This is a genomic window from Pseudomonas sp. WC2401, assembly GCF_041200115.1.
Lineage (GTDB): Bacteria > Pseudomonadota > Gammaproteobacteria > Pseudomonadales > Pseudomonadaceae > Aquipseudomonas > Aquipseudomonas fragi.
In genome coordinates this window covers 1,992,274-2,009,539 of the sequence record NZ_CP165623.1, presented here as the reverse complement: position 1 = coordinate 2,009,539, position 17,266 = coordinate 1,992,274, and the positions used below count along the sequence as shown (strand labels likewise).

The following is a 17,266-nucleotide window of genomic DNA, read 5'->3' as shown; positions in this document are numbered from 1 at the left end:
CGAAACTGTGCCGTTCCACCGAAGCGTCATTCATGCCTTGAGGCACGAAGAGTTTAGACGCAGAGGCAGGTCATTTATCGAGAAACAACTGGTCATATTCAGACCCTTCGTCGAATAGTGCCCCATTGAAACGGGCGGTTATTCACGGCAGAGAATGAAACTCATCAGCTTTGCAAACACTCGCCCTATCAGGCTTTGGTCGTAATTCGCAGCGAAAAAGCGACCTTACTTATGGCCTTAACACCATTATCGTTACGTCCTTATGACAAAACGATCATTCACACGCCTTGGCGCATTGGTTAGAACTCAACACAGGTTATGGCCGCACAGGCCCTGACGAAATGCTCGCCACGCCGGCAGCGAGCACACCAACGGCAGAACACTCTGCCCCGACCTCAGGAAGGTCGACGCTAAATAAAACAGTCAACAAGTGAGGGCAATACCCTATGAGAAGACTTAAGCGTGATCCGTTGGAAAAAGCGTTCCTACGCGGATATCAATACGGTGTTACTGGAAAATCCCGCGAGCTTTGCCCTTTTACTCTACCGTCGGTACGCCAAGCCTGGATTAACGGCTGGCGCGAAGGACGCGGCGACAACTGGGACGGTATGACTGGCACTGCGGGCATCCACAGACTCAACGAACTTCACGCCGTCGGCTAACTCTGGGCAAGATCCGACATCACCTTGAAGCTGTACCGACTCAACCTTGCCGTCCTATCCAGGCGGCGGGCTTCGGCCCAAGGGCTCCTTAGGGGAGCCCTTTTTATTGCCTGCCAATCAACGTGGCAAGGCAGAAATGGCGTCGACCGACTCACGAATCAAGGCCGGGCCCTTGTAGATAAAGCCCGAGTAGATCTGTACCAGGCTGGCACCCGCAGCGATCTTCTCAGCCGCGTGCTTGCCTTCGGTAATCCCGCCTGCAGCGATGATCGGCATGCGACCCGCCAGCTCGCCAGCCAGGACCTTGACGGTGTGAGTGCTTTTCTCGCGTACCGGGGCACCGGACAGCCCACCCGCCTCGTCGCCATGCTCCATCCCTTCCACACCCACCCGGCTCAGTGTTGTGTTGGTGGCGATAACCGCGTCCATACCCGTCTCAAGCAGCGCCTGAGCCACGAGCACGGTTTCTTCGTCGGTCATGTCAGGGGCGATCTTGATCGCCAGCGGTACGCGCTTGCCGTGGCGCTGCGTCAGTTCGTTCTGACGCACCTGTAGGGCTTCGAGCAATTGCTTGAGCGAATCACCGAATTGCAGGCTGCGCAAACCTGGGGTGTTGGGCGAGCTGACGTTTACAGTCACATAACTGGCGTGCTCATACACCTTGTCCAGGCAAATCAGGTAGTCATCGACCGCACGCTCAACCGGCGTGTCGAAGTTCTTGCCGATATTGATACCCAGGATACCGCTGTACCTGGCTGCCTGAACCCGCGTCAGCAAATGATCAACGCCAAGGTTGTTGAACCCCATGCGGTTGATGATCGCTTGTGCTTCAGGCAGTCGGAAAATACGTGGCTTGGGGTTGCCCGGCTGAGGACGCGGCGTCACGGTGCCGATCTCAACGAAGCCAAAACCCAGCTGTGCAAAGCCATCAATGGCCGCACCATTTTTGTCCAGCCCCGCGGCCAGACCGACCGGGTTCGGAAATTCCAGCCCCATCACCTTCACTGGCAGCCTTGCCGGCGCCTTGCACAACAAACCGTTAAGCCCAAGACGGCCACCTGCGCCGATCAAGTCCAGGGACAGGTCGTGGGAGGTTTCAGGGGAAAGTTTGAAGAGCAACTGGCGGGCCAGGTTATACATGGGCTGATTGGACTCAAAGGGTTACTTGAAGAGAGCGCGATTATAGCTGCGCGCTTCGCTAAATCACAGGCAAAGAAAAACCCGGCCGGAGCCGGGTTTTTCTGAACAGCCTAGCTAAAAATTACTTAGCTTCTGCTTGAACGGTAGCTTCTACGCGACGGTTCAGAGCACGGCCTTCTTCAGTTGCGTTGCTTGCAACTGGGTTGGCTTCGCCGTGGCCAACTGCGTCTACACGGTTGGCTGCAACGCCTTGGTTAACCAGGGCTGCACGAACAGCGTCAGCACGACGCTGCGACAGTTTCTGGTTGTAGGCGTCTGGACCGATGCTGTCAGTGTAACCAGCAACAGTAGTGGTGGTCGCAGGGTACTGCTTCATGAAATCAGCAACGTTGTTGATGTCAGGCATGTACTGCGATTTAACAACCGACTTGTCGAAGTCGAATTTCACGTCAAGTTCAACGCGAACAACTTCAGCGATCGGAGCTTCTGGTTCTGCTTCAACTGGTGCTGGAGCTGGAACTGGAGCAGGAGCGACTTTACCGCCGTTGCCGCCGAAGTTCACACCCAGACCAACGGTAGGAGCGTAGTCCCACTTGCCGTTGTCCAGTTTGTAGTCAGCTTCAACGCCAGCACGGGCGAACAGGTTGTCAGTGATGTACCACTTAACACCAGCGCCTGCAGTCAGGAAAGTCGACTTGTCGCGACCGCTGTGGCCGTCAGCCTCAACGTTGGTCATGCTCTTGTGAGCAACACCGCCGGAAACGTATGGACGCAGAGCGTCGCCTACGGTGCCGAAGTGGTACTGAGCGTTCAGACCAAAGTTGTCGCCTTTGATTTTCTGGTGGCCAGTGCCGTCATTCGAACGGGTGTGGTTGGTGGTGTCGTAGGTCAGGTTCAACGAAACGTCGTCGGTCAGGAAGTAACCGATCGATGCGCCTGGGTTGTAGCCGTCTTCTACGTGCTTGACGCTGTCGTTGTACTGTTTTTTGTAGAACAGTTCACCCTCGACCGCGCCTTGGCCTTGTGCCAGGGCACCGAACGAAGTTGCGGCTACAAAGGAACCAATGGCAATGCCCAAGGTGTTTTTCAGTTTCATCCGTTAAATCCCCATCTGGTGATTGTAAAGCAGTCCCACAACCGGGGGACAACTCGGCGGCAAGTCTATCAGACCTTGCCTACACGTAGAGCCATTTGCGCTGAACTAAGTTTCAGCAATGCCTGCAAATTTCTCACGCAATTTATCAAGAGCACGCTTGTAACGCATCTTTGTCGCGCTCAAACCCATATGCATTATGTCTGCGATTTCCTGAAATTCCAGTTCTGCGACAAATCGCAGCACCAAAATCTCCCGATCAATCGGATTCACATGCACCAGCCAGCGATCAAGCCCGCCCTTTTCCTCAGGTTTCGGCGCCTTTTCTTCGGACGCTTCCTCGAGGGGGTCAATGCTTAATGCGTCCATCAAGCGACGCTTTCGCCGTTCCTTGCGATACTGCGTAATGCATTCGTTGTAGGTGATGCTATATAGCCATGTCTTGAATTTCGACTTGCCTTCGAAATTCTTCAAACCGTACAGCACTTTCAGCATGACTTCCTGACAGACATCATCAGCGTCTCTATCGTTCCCTAAATACCTTGAACAAACGTTGAACAAAGTACGTTGATAGCGGCGCATCAGCTCTTCATAGGCGCGCGTGACGTGAAACAACTCATCATGCGAGCGCGCCACCAGCTCCTCATCAGAGAGCTCGCGGGGGTCATAGCGCATGGATAGCGATTGGGCTTTATTCAAAACGAGTTGTGCCAACAGTCAGGTCAATGTCCGCCGCAGCCTTTGAATCATGGCTATTTTTGCGGCGGCGTACATTAGCAGGGTTTACCGCCTTAGCGGCTGGTTACATGCTGCTCCAACAAGATCCGGTTCGAGATGGAGACTAGCTCACCCTCATCGGTCAGCAACGTGGTTTTAACCGTGCCAATTTCCTCGATCTGCCCTTCGACCTCACCCACACGCACTTCCTGCCCTACCTGATACAACTCACGCACATAGATCCCCGCCAGTATCTGACCCGCGATTTCGCGGCTGCCCAGCCCCATTGCCAGTGCAATCGCCAGACCAACGGTAATCAATACAATCACAATCACATGGTTCAGCAGGTCGGTTTTGACCTCAAGCTGGCTGATGGCCACGGAAATACTGATGATAATGACCAGACCCTGGGTTACCCGCCCCAGGCCGCTGGCGTAATCAAAACCCACGCTCTCGGCAGCACCACGCACCAGGCCATTGAGCACCTGGGCCAGCAACACACCTGCCAGCAGAACCAGCAGCGCACCAAAGACCTTGGGCAAATAGACCGTCAACAGGTCCAGCGCAGATGATACTCGGTCCAGGCCCAGCGACTGCGCCGCCGAAACCAGGAACACCAGCAACACAAACCAGTAAACAATCTTGCCAATCAGCGTCGAAATAGGGACCTGGATGCCGACCCGGGCCAGAATCTTGGTCAGCCCTGTGCCACCCATCAGGCGATCAAGGCCCAGTTTGGCGAGTAGCTTGGACAGCAGGGCGTCAAGCAGTTTGGCAACCACGAAGCCCAGCAGTACCACCACCAACGCACCGAAGAGGTTGGGAATAAAGTTCGCAATCTTGGTCCACAAGGCAGTCATCGCCGCGACCAGGCTTTGGGTCCAGACATTCAATTCCATGTTCAATCAGCCTTATCAACAGGGCGAGCAGCAGGTTTGCGTCGCGAAACGGGCGCAATATGAGCCGAACCGCTGTTCAAAGCAATCATCAGTGCTTGCATCCAGCGGCCCAACAAGCTGAAAAGGTCTCCCGCACCGACCTGGCGGTTGGCGGTTTTCAGCACGCGGCCCAGGCAAGCGTCGTCGTCCCGGTTGGACGGCTCGGCCTTGAGCATTTCACGCAACGACTGTTCAAACGGATCGTGCATATGCACCTCTCGGTAAGTCAGTAAAAGACGAAGGGACATTTGCCGGGGTCACATCCACCCCGATCACAGCCACTGCAAACGGCGGTAAAACCACCATTGCCCCGCCCCGATCACCAGCATTACAGCGCAGGTTATCGCAAAGCCATAGGAATCATCGGAGAACGGCACGCCGCCCACATTAATGCCCAGCAAACCGGTAATAAAGGTGATCGGCAGAAAGATCCCCGTGAGCACGCCAAAGCGGTACATGATGCGGCTCATGCGCACGTTCAGGCGCCGGTCTTCCGACTCGAGCACCAGCCCCACGCGCTCGCGGGTCAGTTCAAGCTCTTCGAGATAGCGGGTCAGGCTGTTGTTCAGTTCGTTCCAGTAATCGGCATCATCGGCGCTGAACCAGGGTAATTTGATACGCGTGAGCTGACCGAAAATATCCCGCTGCGGGGCGAGGAATCGACGCAAGGCGGCCGCCCTTCGACGCACCTGCAACAGCGCGTTGTGATCAGGGGTATACCGTTCGTCGGCATCTATTTTGTCTTCCTCGTCATCGACGATTTCTGACAGCTCGCCGATCAAGTCCTGCACCTTCAGTGTCAGGTGCTGTGCCAGATACAGGATCAATTCAGAGGGGTTTTTCGGGCCTTCGCCCTGGGAAAACTCATTGAGCAACTCATCGGTCGCCCGCAGCGGTCGCATGCGCAGCGAAATCAAGCGCTGCGCGCTGCCGAAAATACGCAGCGATACCATGTCTTCCGGCTCTGCGCCCGGGTTCAGATTGACCCCGCGCATAAACAGCAACAGCTCATTGTTGGGGGCGGGAACCAGGCGCGGGCGGGTATTTTCTTCAAGCAGCAGGTCACAGTTGAAATCACTCAAGCCGCTGGAGTCACGCAACCAGCTCTGGGTTTGCGGATGGCTGCGATCCCAGTGCAGCCAGAGGCTTTCGTGGGCTTTTAACTGAAGATCGTTCAGCTCGGTGCGCGCAATCGAACGCGCACCACCTTCACCATCCAGCACCAGCGCGTGCACCAGCCCCCATTGAGCGTTTTCTTCTTCGAACATCCGTGATCCTTAATGGTAATGCGTTTAGCCCGGCATTTTCAGAGCAGTTGGCGAGATGATAACGCCGTTGTTGTCGGCATAAATGAATTCTCCGGGGCGAAACGTGACACCTGCAAACGTGACCGGCACGTTAACATCACCCACTCCGCGGCGGTTGCTCTTGAGCGGGTGACTGGCCAAAGCCTGGACGCCAAGGTCGGTTTGAGCGAGCACATCGACATCGCGAATACAGCCGTAGATAACGATACCTTCCCAGCCGTTTTTCGCGGCCCGATCGGCAATCATGTCGCCCAGCAAGGCATGGCGCAGAGAACCGCCACCGTCAACCACCAGCACTTTGCCTTCACCGTTGAGTTCAGCCTGCTCCTTGACCCGCGAATTGTCTTCGAAACACTTGATGGTCACGATCTCGCCACCAAAGGAGTCGCGCCCGCCGAAATTGCTGAACATCGGCTCAAGCACCTGCACCAGTTCAGGGTAGGCATCGCACAGATCGGGGGTGATGTAGTGATTCACGGGAAAGCTCCTGTTCGGGGGTGGGCACATCAGTGAAAACAGCGTTAGCACTATGGTTATAGACGCTTTGGTGATGGCTGGCTTTAAAAGTCGTCCAGGCCACTAGTGGCAACCAATATCACACAAAAGAACAAGTTATGACCACCTCGCGACGTCGGGTCACACGCTATCCGTAGCAGCACACACTGACGCCAACAGGCCGGCCGGTCGGCCGCCTCGGCGGCTTTTGATCTGCTTTTGATCTACCGCCCCATCGGGAGGCCGAGAGGAGGTTCTGTGGAGTGGGTCGACCGGCATGGATGCCGGGAGAGCCGCGATGGGCCATGGATGGCCCGTGGCGGCGGGCCCACGGAGCGGGACCGGAGTGAGGGAACCTGAGCGCAGCGAAGGCCGTACGCCAGGGGCAAGGCCTTTTTGGTTCCTTTTGTGGCTGTTTGACAAAAGGGACTCGCCGTAAGGGCGAAACCAATATTCCAGTTATATGCAAATGCCGGATATGTACGCGAATTAACTGTTTTCCTGTAGTCGCTGACGAGCGGAGCGAGGCTGCGATCGAGTTGGTGCGCCACTGCGACGCAGCGCTCGTAAAACCGGACACTGCGCTCGTTCAGGTAAATCCCGGGCTCAGGTTTTACGGTCGCTTCGCAACCGGACGCAGCCTCGCTCCGCTCGTCAGCGGCTACAAAGTCTGAAAGAAATTTCAACTGTGGGAGCGAGCCTGCAACAGAGTATCTACAACGATTTCGTAGTGCCTTTTAGTAGCCAATCACGCACCAACGGCCACACTTCCTGCTGTGCGGGCTGGCTGACCAGCATTTCGACGTGACTGAAATCAGAGCTGAAACCCTGCTCACGGCCCAGTACCACGAATGTACGCCGCTCAGACCCCAGTTGGTCGAACAGCTTGCGGCATGCCCACTCCGGTGTTTGCCGATCCCCTGCCGCAGCCACCACCAGAGCCGGCACCTGAACCTCGGCCAAACCCGACCACCAGTCACGCTCGGCATCCTTGAAACGCCCCATAAAACCATTCCAGCGCAGGGTTTCAAGGGCGATGCTGACCGGTTCATCTTCCGGGCCACGCTTGAGTCGCGTCCCCGACAACTGTGCAAAACGCCGCAACAATAAATATGCACCCCACTGCACAGGAGGGATTTTCAACGACCAGTAGCGGCGATTGATCTGACAGCCAAAAAATGCCGCCGAGGCCACGTCCATTTCGCTCAGGTACTTGCCGCCCAAGGCCGCTGCCAGGCTGATAGCCCCCTGGGAGTGGCCGATCCAGTGGGGAACCTGCCCGCTTTGCTCACGAACAAAGGCCGCTATGGCCGGCAAATCGTACCGGGCATAGTCCGCCACGCGGTTCTTGCTCCAGCAGACATTGCGCGACGACAGGCCGTGGCCGCGCATTTCCGCCAGCCACACATCAAACCCGGCACGCGCCAGATAAGCGCCCAGCCCCACGCCCTTGGGCGAGTACCAGAAGCGCCGGTTGGAAAAACTGCCATGCAACAGAATGACCGGCACGCCGCGTACCTGACTATCGTCGGCCATGCCCAGCCGGGTAACCACCAGCTCAACGGAGATATCCGGGCTGTTGGCGGGTTTCAAGCGATAGACATCTTCGCTCAGGTCGCCCCGACGCTCAGCGCTGATCAGGGCAACGGGAAAAAGGAGACTGCTGCTTTGCATAATGCTCTTGCACAAAAAAGGGCGACGCTCATAAAGAACTCGCCCTACCACTGCCTATAAAGAGCAGGGCAGCCTCATGGCTGCCCTGCTCTTCTCTCAACGACTCAAGCCTTGGCTTGACCTTCTGCCAGGAAGAACCAGGTTTCCAGCACGCTGTCCGGGTTCAGGGAAACGCTTTCGATGCCCTGTTCCATCAGCCACAGCGCCAGATCCGGGTGATCGGACGGGCCCTGACCGCAAATACCGATGTATTTGCCAGCCTTGTTGCACGCCTGGATGGCGTTGGACAGCAGCTTTTTCACCGCCGGGTTGCGTTCGTCAAACAGGTGCGCGATCACACCGGAGTCACGGTCCAGGCCCAGGGTCAGCTGGGTCAGGTCGTTGGAACCGATGGAGAAGCCGTCGAAGTACTCAAGGAACTCTTCAGCCAGGATCGCGTTGGAAGGCAACTCGCACATCATGATGATGCGCAGGCCGTTTTCGCCACGCTTGAGGCCATTTTTGGCCAGCAGGTCGATCACCTGGCTCGCTTCGCCCAGGGTACGCACGAACGGCACCATGATTTCGACGTTGGTAAAGCCCATCTCGTTGCGTACACGCTTGAGCGCACGGCACTCGAGTTCGAAGCAGTCACGGAAGTTTTCGCTGATGTAACGCGAAGCACCGCGGAAGCCAAGCATCGGGTTTTCTTCTTCCGGCTCGTACAACTTGCCGCCGATCAGGTTCGCATATTCGTTGGACTTGAAGTCCGACAGACGCACGATGACTTTCTTCGGGGTAAATGCGCCAGCCAGGGTGCTGATGCCTTCAACCAGTTTCTCAACGTAGAAACCCACCGGATCGCTGTAACCGGCAATGCGCTTGTCGACGCTGTCCTTGATTTCCTGTGGCAGGCCATCGTAGTTCAACAGCGCCTTGGGGTGTACGCCGATCATGCGGTTGATGATGAACTCCAGGCGGGCCAGGCCCACACCGGCGTTCGGCAACTGTGCGAAGTCAAAGGCACGGTCCGGGTTGCCGACGTTCATCATGATCTTGAACGGCAGGTCCGGCATGGCGTCCACGGAGTTCTTCTTGATATCGAAGCCCAGTTCGCCTTCGAAGATAAACCCGGTATCGCCTTCAGCACAGGAAACGGTAACGCCCTGGCCGTCCTTCAATAGCTGGGTGGCGTTGCCGCAACCCACCACGGCCGGGATGCCCAGCTCGCGGGCGATGATCGCCGCATGGCAAGTACGACCGCCACGGTTGGTAACGATGGCGCTGGCGCGCTTCATCACCGGTTCCCAGTCAGGGTCGGTCATGTCGGAAACCAGCACGTCACCCGGCTGGACTTTGTCCATTTCCGAGACGTCCTTGATGATGCGTACCTTGCCTGCGCCGATGCGCTGGCCAATGGCACGGCCTTCAGCCAGTACCGTACCGGTTTCCTTGAGCAGGTAGCGTTCCATGACATTGCCGGCGCTGCGGCTTTTCACGGTTTCCGGGCGCGCCTGAACGATGTACAGCTTACCGTCATCACCGTCCTTGGCCCACTCGATGTCCATCGGGCACTTGTAGTGCTTCTCGATGATCATGGCTTGCTTGGCCAGTTCGCTGACTTCAGCGTCGGTCAGGCAGAAGCGCGCGCGATCGGCTTTTTCAACGTCGATCACCTTGACCGATTTGCCAGCCTTGGCTTCGTCGCCGTAGATCATCTTGATGGCTTTGCTGCCCAGGTTGCGACGCAGAATCGCAGGGCGGCCAGCTTCCAGGGTTTGTTTGTGGACGTAGAACTCGTCCGGGTTTACCGCACCTTGTACGACGGTTTCACCCAGGCCGTAGGCGCCGGTGATGAACACTACATCACGGAAGCCCGACTCGGTGTCCAGGGTAAACATCACGCCCGCGGTACCGGTTTCGGAGCGCACCATGCGCTGCACGCCTGCCGACAAGGCGACCAGTTTGTGGTCAAAGCCCTGGTGCACGCGGTAAGAAATGGCGCGGTCGTTGAACAGGGAGGCAAATACCTCCTTGGCCGCACGAATGACGTTTTCAACGCCACGGATGTTCAGGAAGGTTTCCTGCTGACCGGCAAAGGAGGCGTCCGGCAAGTCTTCGGCGGTGGCCGAGGAACGCACGGCAACGGCCATGTCCGGGTTGCCCTGGGACAGCGCAGCAAAGGCGGTACGAATTTCGGCGTTGAGCTTCTCCGGGAACTCGGCTTCCATGATCCATTGACGGATCTGGGCACCGGTTTTGGCCAGGGCATTGACGTCATCTACATCGAGCGCATCCAGCGCAGCATGGATCTGGTCGTTCAAACCGCTCAGTTCGAGAAAATCACGATAGGCCTGAGAAGTCGTGGCGAAGCCACCGGGAACTGAAACACCAGCGCCTGCAAGATTACTGATCATCTCGCCGAGGGATGCGTTCTTGCCCCCCACATGCTCCACGTCATGGGCGCCGAGCTTATCGAGGGAAACTACGTACTCTACCAAGGTGATCTCTCCACTAACGGTGTTGGGAAAAGCTCAGGGCGCTGGATGCTCATCATGAGTCATCGCAGCGATTGTGGCCTGGACCTGGAAAATAAGTGACACTGCCTGTCATGTAGCGCGACAAAAGCGCGCCTATCATATCCAAGAATCGTCACCAGCTTAAGGCCCAAGGCGCAAATGAAACGATCTGCTTTCTTTATATCCGATGGCACCGGCATTACAGCCGAAACCCTGGGCCAGAGTTTGCTGGCACAATTCGAGAATGTGACCTTCAGCAAATTCACCCGCCCCTACATAGACAGCGTGGAAAAAGCGCGGGCTATGGTGCAACAAATCGATAACGCCGCCGAAAAGGACGGTTTCAGCCCGATCATCTTTGACACCATCGTCAATCAGGACATTCGCGAGATCCTTGCCACGTCCAACGGCTTCATGATCGATATCTTCTCCAGCTTTCTTGCTCCGCTGGAGCAGGCTCTGGGCGAACATTCCTCTTATTCAGTGGGCAAGTCCCACTCCATTGGCCACAACTCCAACTATATGGAGCGTATCGAGGCGGTGAACTTTGCCCTCGACAACGACGACGGCGCCCGTACACACAAGTACGACAAGGCCGACCTGATCCTGGTGGGCGTGTCCCGTTGCGGCAAAACCCCGACCTGCCTGTACATGGCCATGCAATTCGGCATCCGTGCGGCAAACTACCCGCTGACCGATGACGACATGGAAAGCCTCAAGTTGCCGGCCGCACTGCGTGAGCACAAACACAAGCTGTTCGGCTTGACCATCGACCCGGACCGCCTGACCGCCATTCGCAACGAACGCAAGCCCAACAGCCGCTACTCCAGCTTTGCCCAGTGTGAGTTTGAAGTGCGTGAGGTTGAACGCCTGTTCCAGCGCGAAAACATCCCGCATATCAACTCCACGCATTTCTCGGTTGAAGAAATCTCGGCCAAGATCCTGGTGGAAAAAGGCGTAGAGCGGCGTTTCAAGTAACAGCCCTGAGGGCCTGTGGGAGCGGGATTGCCCGCGATCGCATCAACGCGGTCATACGCCAAGACCGCAGCGCCTGCATCGCGAGCAAGCCCGCTCCCACACCGTCTCAAATCACCAACAAGTCCACAAACCGGTTAACCGGCGTGGCTTCCAGCGCTGCCTGATCCTTGCACAGGGCAAATACCTGCGCACAGCGCTGGCCCACAAAACGGGTCGCCAGGTTGGCCTTGAACTTGTCCTCCAGCAATGGAATCCCCTCTGCCCGGCGCCGGCGATGGCCAATCGGGTACTCCACCTCCACTTGCCCGGTGCGGGTGCCATCGGTGAAAAACACCTCGATGGCATTGGCAATCGAGCGCTTGTCCGCCTCCAGGTATTCGCGGGTGTAGCGCGGGTTTTCGACCACTACCATTTTGTCCCGCAGTTGGTCGATGATCGGATGGGCCGCGTGAAAATCGTCCTCGTACTGCTCGGCGATCAAATTGCCAAAGGCCAGGGGCACGGCGGTCATGTACTGAATGCAGTGATCACGGTCCGCCGCGTTGGCCAATTTGCCTTGCTTGGAAATGATCCGAATCGCTGATTCGTGGGTTGTAATCACGATTTTTTCGATGTCGTGCAAGCGATCCTTGACCTGCGGGTGCAGGGTCACCGCCGCTTCACAGGCCGTTTGCGCATGGAATTCGGCCGGGAAGCTGATCTTGAACAGCACGTTCTCCATCACATAGGTGCCGTAGGGCTGGCTCAGGCTGAACTGACGCTGACCTTCGGGCTTGAGCGCCAGGTCCTTGTTGGTATGGCTGAACAGCACATCATAAAAACCCCATTGCGGCGCTGTCAGCACCCCGGGAATACCCATTTCACCGCGCAAGGCGATATCGGCAAGGCGCACGCCACGGCTCGACGCATCCCCCGCCGCCCAGGACTTGCGTGACCCGGCGTTCGGCGCATGACGATAGGTGCGCAACGCCTGGCCATCCACAAAGGCATGGGACAGTGCCGACAACAACTGCTCGCGATTGGCGCCCATCAGCTTGGCGCACACCGCCGTCGAGGCGACCTTGACCAGCAACACGTGATCAAGGCCGACACGGTTGAAGGAATTTTCCAGGGCCATCACGCCCTGAATCTCGTGGGCCATGATCATTGCGTCGAGCACCGCCCGCATCGTCAACGGCGCTTCGCCATTGGCTACGCGCTTTTGCGACAGATGGTCGGCTACCGCCAGAATGCCGCCCAGATTGTCTGAAGGATGGCCCCACTCTGCGGCCAGCCAGGTGTCGTTGTAATCGAGCCAACGCACGATGCAGCCGATGTCCCATGCGGCCTTGACCGGATCCAGACGATACGAAGTGCCCGGCACCCGGGCACCAAACGGCACCACCGTGCCTTCGACAATCGGCCCCAGGTGCTTGGTGCATTCCGGAAATCGCAGCGCCAGGAGGCCACAGCCCAAGGTATCCATCAGGCAGTTGCGGGCAGTATCGAGGGCTTCGGGGGAGGTGATGGTGTAAGTCAGGACATAATCGGCAATGTCCTGCAAAACCTGGTCGTAATCGGGGCGGTTATTGAGGTCGACGTTGGCGCTCATGGGGCAGTCTCCAAAGTATGGGTAAGGGTCGTGTTCCATCCTCAGGTTCATCGTGACTTTGCGGGTCTGAAATGCCCGCTTGATGGATCAAAATCAAAAGCCCCTCACCCTAGCCCTCTCCCGGAGGGAGAGGGGACTAAAGGTAAAAACAGTTTTGCGTCACACCGCAGAACAGCCCCCTCTCCCTTCGGGAGAGGGTTGGGGTGAGGGAAAAAGGGTTCACCCGATCAAAAAGAATCCCCCGGCACCCGCACCCAGCCTTCCATCAGCACCCGCGCGCTGCGGCTCATGATGGCCTTGGTGACGGTCCACTGGCCGTCCACCTGACGGGCCTCGGCCCCCACGCGCAAGGTGCCCGAGGGATGACCGAAACGCACGGCGCTACGCAATTCGCCACCCGCGGCCAGATTGACCAGCGTGCCCGGGATCGCTGCAGCCGTGCCGATGGCCACCGCTGCAGTGCCCATCATGGCGTGGTGCAACTTGCCCATCGACAAGGCCCGCACCAGCAAATCCACGCTCTGGGCACTGACCGGTTTGCCACTGGACGACACATACGCCGCTGGCGGCGCAACAAAGGCCACCTTGGGTGTGTGCTGGCGCCTGGCCGCGTCTTCCAGCTTGTCGATCAGCCCCATGCGCAGCGCACCGTGGGCGCGGATGGTTTCGAACATGGCCAGGGCTTTCGGGTCGCTATTAATGTCGTTTTGCAGCTCTGCACCGCTATAACCGATATCCCGGGCATTGACGAAAATCGTCGGGATCCCGGCATTGATCAGGGTCACGTTCAAGGTACCGACGCCCGGCACCTCAAGGTCATCGACCAGGTTGCCGGTGGGGAACATCGAACCGCCTGCACCCTCTTCATCCGCCGCCGGGTCAAGAAACTCCAGTTGCACTTCGGCCGCCGGGAAGGTCACGCCATCGAGCTCGAAATCACCGGTTTCCTGCACCTCACCCTCGGTGATCGGCACATGGGCAATGATGGTCTTGCCAATATTGGCCTGCCAGATACGCACCACCGCCGTGCCGTTTTGCGGAATGCGCCCGGCATCCAGCAAACCGCTGCTGATCGCGAACGAACCCACGGCCGCCGACAGGTTGCCGCAGTTGCCGCTCCAGTCGACAAATGGCTTATCGATAGCGACCTGACCGAACAGGTAATCGACATCATGATCCGCGCGCAGGCTTTTGCTGACGATCACGGTTTTGCTGGTGCTGGAGGTAGCCGCGCCCATGCCGTCGATCTGTTTTTCGTACGGGTCGGGGCTACCAATCACGCGCAGCAACAGGGCATCACGGGCCGCGCCCGGTACCTGAGCCACGGCGGGCAAGTCCAGCAGGCTGAAAAACACCCCTTTGCTAGTGCCGCCACGCATATACGTTGCGGGAATTCTGATTTGCGCTGGGTAGGCCATCACACTGAGTCCTGTAGTAGCCGGGGCTCCAGGCCCCGGCGCTGGGGTTAGGCGGTCGCCGATTCCAGGAAGTCCTGGGCAAAACGCTGCAACACGCCGCCCGCTTCGTAGATCGAGACTTCTTCGGCGGTGTCCAGGCGGCAGGTCACCGGCACTTCAACACGCTCGCCATTTTTGCGGGTGATCACCAAGGTCAGCGTGGCACGCGGGGTGCGCTCGCCGATCACGTCGTAGGTTTCACTGCCGTCGATCTGCAGGGTCTTGCGGTTGGTACCCGGCAAGAATTCCAGCGGCAATACGCCCATGCCGACCAGGTTGGTGCGGTGAATACGCTCAAAGCCTTCGGCCGCGATGGCCTCGACACCTGCCAGGCGCACGCCCTTGGCCGCCCAGTCCCGTGACGAGCCCTGACCATAGTCCGCACCGGCGATGATGATCAGCGGCTGCTTGCGCTCCATGTAGGTTTCGATGGCTTCCCACATACGCATCACCTTGCCTTCCGGCTCAAGGCGAGTCAGGGAACCCTGTTTGACCTTGCCGTCCTCGATCACCATTTCGTTGAACAGCTTCGGGTTGGCGAATGTCGCGCGCTGGGCCGTCAGGTGGTCACCACGGTGAGTGGCGTAAGAGTTGAAGTCGACTTCCGGCAAGCCCATTTTGGCCAGATACTCGCCTGCGGCGCTGTCGAGCATGATGGCGTTGGATGGTGACAAGTGGTCCGTGGTGATGTTGTCCGGCAGCACTGCCAACGGGCGCATGCCCTTGAGTGGACGAGCCCCGGCCAGTGCCCCTTCCCAATACGGCGGACGGCGGATGTAGGTACTTTGCGGGCGCCAGTCATACAGCGGCTCGACTTTCGGGCCGGTGTCTTCATGGATGGCGAACATCGGGATGTAGACCTGGCGAAACTGCTCGGGCTTGACCGCAGCCTTGACCACGGCGTCGATTTCTTCATCGCTCGGCCAGATGTCTTTCAGGCGGATTTCCTTGCCGTTGGCGTCCAGGCCCAATACATCTTTCTCAATATCGAAGCGGATGGTGCCGGCAATCGCGTAGGCCACCACCAGCGGCGGCGAGGCGAGAAATGCCTGCTTGGCGTAAGGATGAATTCGCCCGTCGAAGTTACGGTTGCCCGACAGTACGGCCGTGGCGTACAGGTCGCGGTCGATGATTTCCTGCTGGATCGCCGGGTCCAGCGCGCCAGACATGCCGTTGCAGGTGGTGCAGGCAAATGCCACGACGCCAAAGCCCAGCTTCTCCAGTTCATGGGTCAAACCGGCTTCATCCAGATACAGGGCCACGGTTTTGGAGCCCGGCGCCAGCGAGGTTTTGACCCACGGTTTGCGGCTCAGGCCCAGCTTGTTGGCATTGCGCGCCATCAAGCCCGCGGCGATCACGTTGCGCGGGTTACTGGTATTGGTGCAACTGGTGATGGCGGCGATGATGACCGCGCCGTCGGGCATTTGCCCCGGCACTTCGTCCCATTGACCGGCGATGCCCTTGGCCGCCAGATCAGTGGTGGCCACGCGCGCATGCGGGTTGCTCGGCCCGGCCATGTTGCGCACCACCGATGACAGGTCAAAACTCAGGCTGCGCTCGTATTGCGCGCCCTTGAGGCTGTCGCCCCACAGGCCGCTGACCCTGGCGTAGTTCTCCACCAGTTGCACTTGCTGGTCTTCGCGACCGGTGAGCTTGAGGTAGTCGATGGTTTGCTGGTCGATATAGAACATCGCAGCCGTGGCGCCGTATTCCGGGGCCATGTTGGAGATGGTGGCACGGTCGCCCAGGGTCAGCGCCGCAGCGCCTTCGCCGAAGAACTCCAACCAGGCACCGACCACTTTCTGCTTGCGCAGGAACTCGGTGAGCGCCAGCACCATATCGGTGGCGGTAATGCCCGGTTGCAGCTTGCCGGTCAGCTCGACGCCGACGATTTCCGGCAGGCGCATCCACGAGGCCCGGCCCAGCATGACGCTTTCGGCTTCAAGGCCGCCGACGCCAATGGCGATCACCCCCAGGGAATCGACGTGGGGGGTATGGCTGTCTGTACCCACGCAGGTATCGGGAAAGGCCACGCCGTCGCGCACCTGGATCACCGGGGACATTTTCTCCAGGTTGATCTGGTGCATGATGCCGTTGCCTGGCGGGATCACATCGACGTTCTTGAAGGCTTTTTTGGTCCACTCGATAAAGTGGAAGCGGTCTTCGTTACGACGGTCTTCGATGGCGCGGTTCTTTTCAAACGCCTCGGGGTCATAACCGCCGCATTCCACCGCCAGCGAGTGGTCGACGATCAGTTGGGTCGGCACCACCGGGTTGACCTGGGCCGGGTCTCCGCCTTGCTGGGCGATGGCGTCACGCAGGCCGGCGAGGTCGACCAGTGCGGTCTGGCCGAGAATATCGTGGCACACCACACGCGCCGGGAACCATGGAAAGTCGAGATCGCGCTTGCGCTCGATCAACTGGCTCAGCGATGCCTTCAGGGTGGCCGGATCACAGCGCCGGACCAGGTTTTCGGCCAGTACGCGGGAGGTATAAGGCAGCGTGTCATACGCACCGGGCTTGATCGCATCGACCGCCGCACGGGTGTCGAAATAATCCAGCCGGGTGCCCGGTAGTGTTTTGCGAAATTCAGTATTCATTGGCGCAGGACTCGATCACGGTAGGTACAAAAGGGCAAACAGGCCAGGAACTCATGTGGGAGCGGGCTTGCTCGCGATGCAAGCGCTGCGGTCGTTCTGGCAGACCGCGTTGATGC

The 17,266-nt window shown here is 58.3% G+C and carries 14 protein-coding genes; 2 read left to right on the top strand and 12 right to left on the bottom strand.

Going from position 1 to position 17,266, the window contains the following annotated elements:
- The first annotated feature begins 446 nt into the window (after positions 1-446).
- Positions 447-662 carry a ribosome modulation factor gene (gene rmf / locus AB3G35_RS09180; protein ID WP_081481023.1) on the top strand — a complete coding sequence of 72 codons (216 nt, stop codon included), beginning with the start codon at positions 447-449 and terminating at the stop codon, positions 660-662.
- 117 nt (positions 663-779) lie between these two features.
- Here the strand turns inward: rmf and AB3G35_RS09175 are convergent, their stop codons facing one another.
- The 9 genes from AB3G35_RS09175 to ppsA all read right to left on the bottom strand — a co-directional run bounded on the left by AB3G35_RS09175 (position 780) and on the right by ppsA (position 10,506).
- Positions 780-1,802 carry a quinone-dependent dihydroorotate dehydrogenase gene (locus tag AB3G35_RS09175; protein ID WP_016779916.1) on the bottom strand — a complete coding sequence of 341 codons (1,023 nt, stop codon included), beginning with the start codon at positions 1,800-1,802 and terminating at the stop codon, positions 780-782.
- 121 nt (positions 1,803-1,923) lie between these two features.
- Positions 1,924-2,898: an OmpA family protein gene (locus AB3G35_RS09170; RefSeq protein ID WP_016779915.1), complete on the bottom strand. Its 975-nt coding sequence runs from the start codon at positions 2,896-2,898 to the stop codon at positions 1,924-1,926.
- A 105-nt stretch (positions 2,899-3,003) separates the two neighbouring features.
- A complete protein-coding gene (sigX, locus tag AB3G35_RS09165) occupies positions 3,004-3,594 on the bottom strand; it encodes an RNA polymerase sigma factor SigX (protein WP_029611289.1) in 591 nt (196 codons plus the stop codon).
- 92 nt (positions 3,595-3,686) lie between these two features.
- The gene (locus AB3G35_RS09160) at positions 3,687-4,511 is read right to left on the bottom strand and encodes a mechanosensitive ion channel domain-containing protein (protein ID WP_016779913.1); all 825 of its coding nucleotides are present in this window, start codon (positions 4,509-4,511) and stop codon (positions 3,687-3,689) included.
- A gap of 2 nt (positions 4,512-4,513) precedes the next feature.
- A complete protein-coding gene (locus tag AB3G35_RS09155) occupies positions 4,514-4,759 on the bottom strand; it encodes a hypothetical protein (protein WP_016779912.1) in 246 nt (81 codons plus the stop codon).
- Between the two features lie 63 nt (positions 4,760-4,822).
- A complete protein-coding gene (locus tag AB3G35_RS09150; RefSeq protein WP_016779911.1) occupies positions 4,823-5,818 on the bottom strand; it encodes a CorA family divalent cation transporter in 996 nt (331 codons plus the stop codon).
- A 24-nt stretch (positions 5,819-5,842) separates the two neighbouring features.
- The gene (gene rraA / locus AB3G35_RS09145) at positions 5,843-6,364 is read right to left on the bottom strand and encodes a ribonuclease E activity regulator RraA (RefSeq protein ID WP_169882337.1); all 522 of its coding nucleotides are present in this window, start codon (positions 6,362-6,364) and stop codon (positions 5,843-5,845) included.
- Positions 6,365-7,066: 702 nt separating this feature from the next.
- A complete protein-coding gene (locus tag AB3G35_RS09140; protein WP_369782547.1) occupies positions 7,067-8,026 on the bottom strand; it encodes an alpha/beta fold hydrolase in 960 nt (319 codons plus the stop codon).
- 104 nt (positions 8,027-8,130) lie between these two features.
- Complete coding sequence (ppsA, locus tag AB3G35_RS09135; RefSeq protein ID WP_086796050.1) at positions 8,131-10,506, bottom strand: phosphoenolpyruvate synthase; 2,376 nt, start codon at positions 10,504-10,506, stop codon at positions 8,131-8,133.
- A 177-nt stretch (positions 10,507-10,683) separates the two neighbouring features.
- Here ppsA and AB3G35_RS09130 point away from each other — a divergent pair, with 177 nt between their 5' ends.
- Positions 10,684-11,502, top strand: coding sequence for a pyruvate, water dikinase regulatory protein (locus AB3G35_RS09130; RefSeq protein WP_016779906.1), 819 nt, complete (start codon positions 10,684-10,686; stop codon positions 11,500-11,502).
- Positions 11,503-11,608: 106 nt separating this feature from the next.
- On the opposite strand, the gene prpD is transcribed toward AB3G35_RS09130, so the two are convergent.
- The 3 genes from prpD to acnD form a co-directional block, all read right to left on the bottom strand.
- The gene (gene prpD, locus AB3G35_RS09125) at positions 11,609-13,093 is read right to left on the bottom strand and encodes a 2-methylcitrate dehydratase (protein WP_106117022.1); all 1,485 of its coding nucleotides are present in this window, start codon (positions 13,091-13,093) and stop codon (positions 11,609-11,611) included.
- A 227-nt stretch (positions 13,094-13,320) separates the two neighbouring features.
- Positions 13,321-14,511, bottom strand: coding sequence for a 2-methylaconitate cis-trans isomerase PrpF (gene prpF / locus AB3G35_RS09120; protein ID WP_134049522.1), 1,191 nt, complete (start codon positions 14,509-14,511; stop codon positions 13,321-13,323).
- Positions 14,512-14,558: 47 nt separating this feature from the next.
- Positions 14,559-17,150, bottom strand: a complete 2,592-nt coding sequence (acnD, locus tag AB3G35_RS09115; protein WP_169869745.1) for a Fe/S-dependent 2-methylisocitrate dehydratase AcnD — start codon at positions 17,148-17,150, stop codon at positions 14,559-14,561.
- Positions 17,151-17,266 lie beyond the last annotated feature (116 nt).

Excerpts from the sequence above, each read along its gene's own strand:
- AB3G35_RS09175 (WP_016779916.1), bottom strand. The coding sequence starts at position 1,802 with ATGTATAACCTGGCCCGCCAGTTGCTCTTCAAACTTTCCCCTGAAACC.
- rmf (WP_081481023.1), top strand. The coding sequence starts at position 447 with ATGAGAAGACTTAAGCGTGATCCGTTGGAAAAAGCGTTCCTACGCGGA.
- AB3G35_RS09155 (WP_016779912.1), bottom strand. The coding sequence starts at position 4,759 with ATGCACGATCCGTTTGAACAGTCGTTGCGTGAAATGCTCAAGGCCGAG.
- prpF (WP_134049522.1), bottom strand. The coding sequence starts at position 14,511 with ATGGCCTACCCAGCGCAAATCAGAATTCCCGCAACGTATATGCGTGGC.
- rraA (WP_169882337.1), bottom strand. The coding sequence starts at position 6,364 with ATGTGCCCACCCCCGAACAGGAGCTTTCCCGTGAATCACTACATCACC.
- AB3G35_RS09150 (WP_016779911.1), bottom strand. The coding sequence starts at position 5,818 with ATGTTCGAAGAAGAAAACGCTCAATGGGGGCTGGTGCACGCGCTGGTG.
- AB3G35_RS09170 (WP_016779915.1), bottom strand. The coding sequence starts at position 2,898 with ATGAAACTGAAAAACACCTTGGGCATTGCCATTGGTTCCTTTGTAGCC.
- prpD (WP_106117022.1), bottom strand. The coding sequence starts at position 13,093 with ATGAGCGCCAACGTCGACCTCAATAACCGCCCCGATTACGACCAGGTT.
- acnD (WP_169869745.1), bottom strand. The coding sequence starts at position 17,150 with ATGAATACTGAATTTCGCAAAACACTACCGGGCACCCGGCTGGATTAT.
- AB3G35_RS09130 (WP_016779906.1), top strand. The coding sequence starts at position 10,684 with ATGAAACGATCTGCTTTCTTTATATCCGATGGCACCGGCATTACAGCC.
- AB3G35_RS09140 (WP_369782547.1), bottom strand. The coding sequence starts at position 8,026 with ATGCAAAGCAGCAGTCTCCTTTTTCCCGTTGCCCTGATCAGCGCTGAG.
- AB3G35_RS09160 (WP_016779913.1), bottom strand. The coding sequence starts at position 4,511 with ATGGAATTGAATGTCTGGACCCAAAGCCTGGTCGCGGCGATGACTGCC.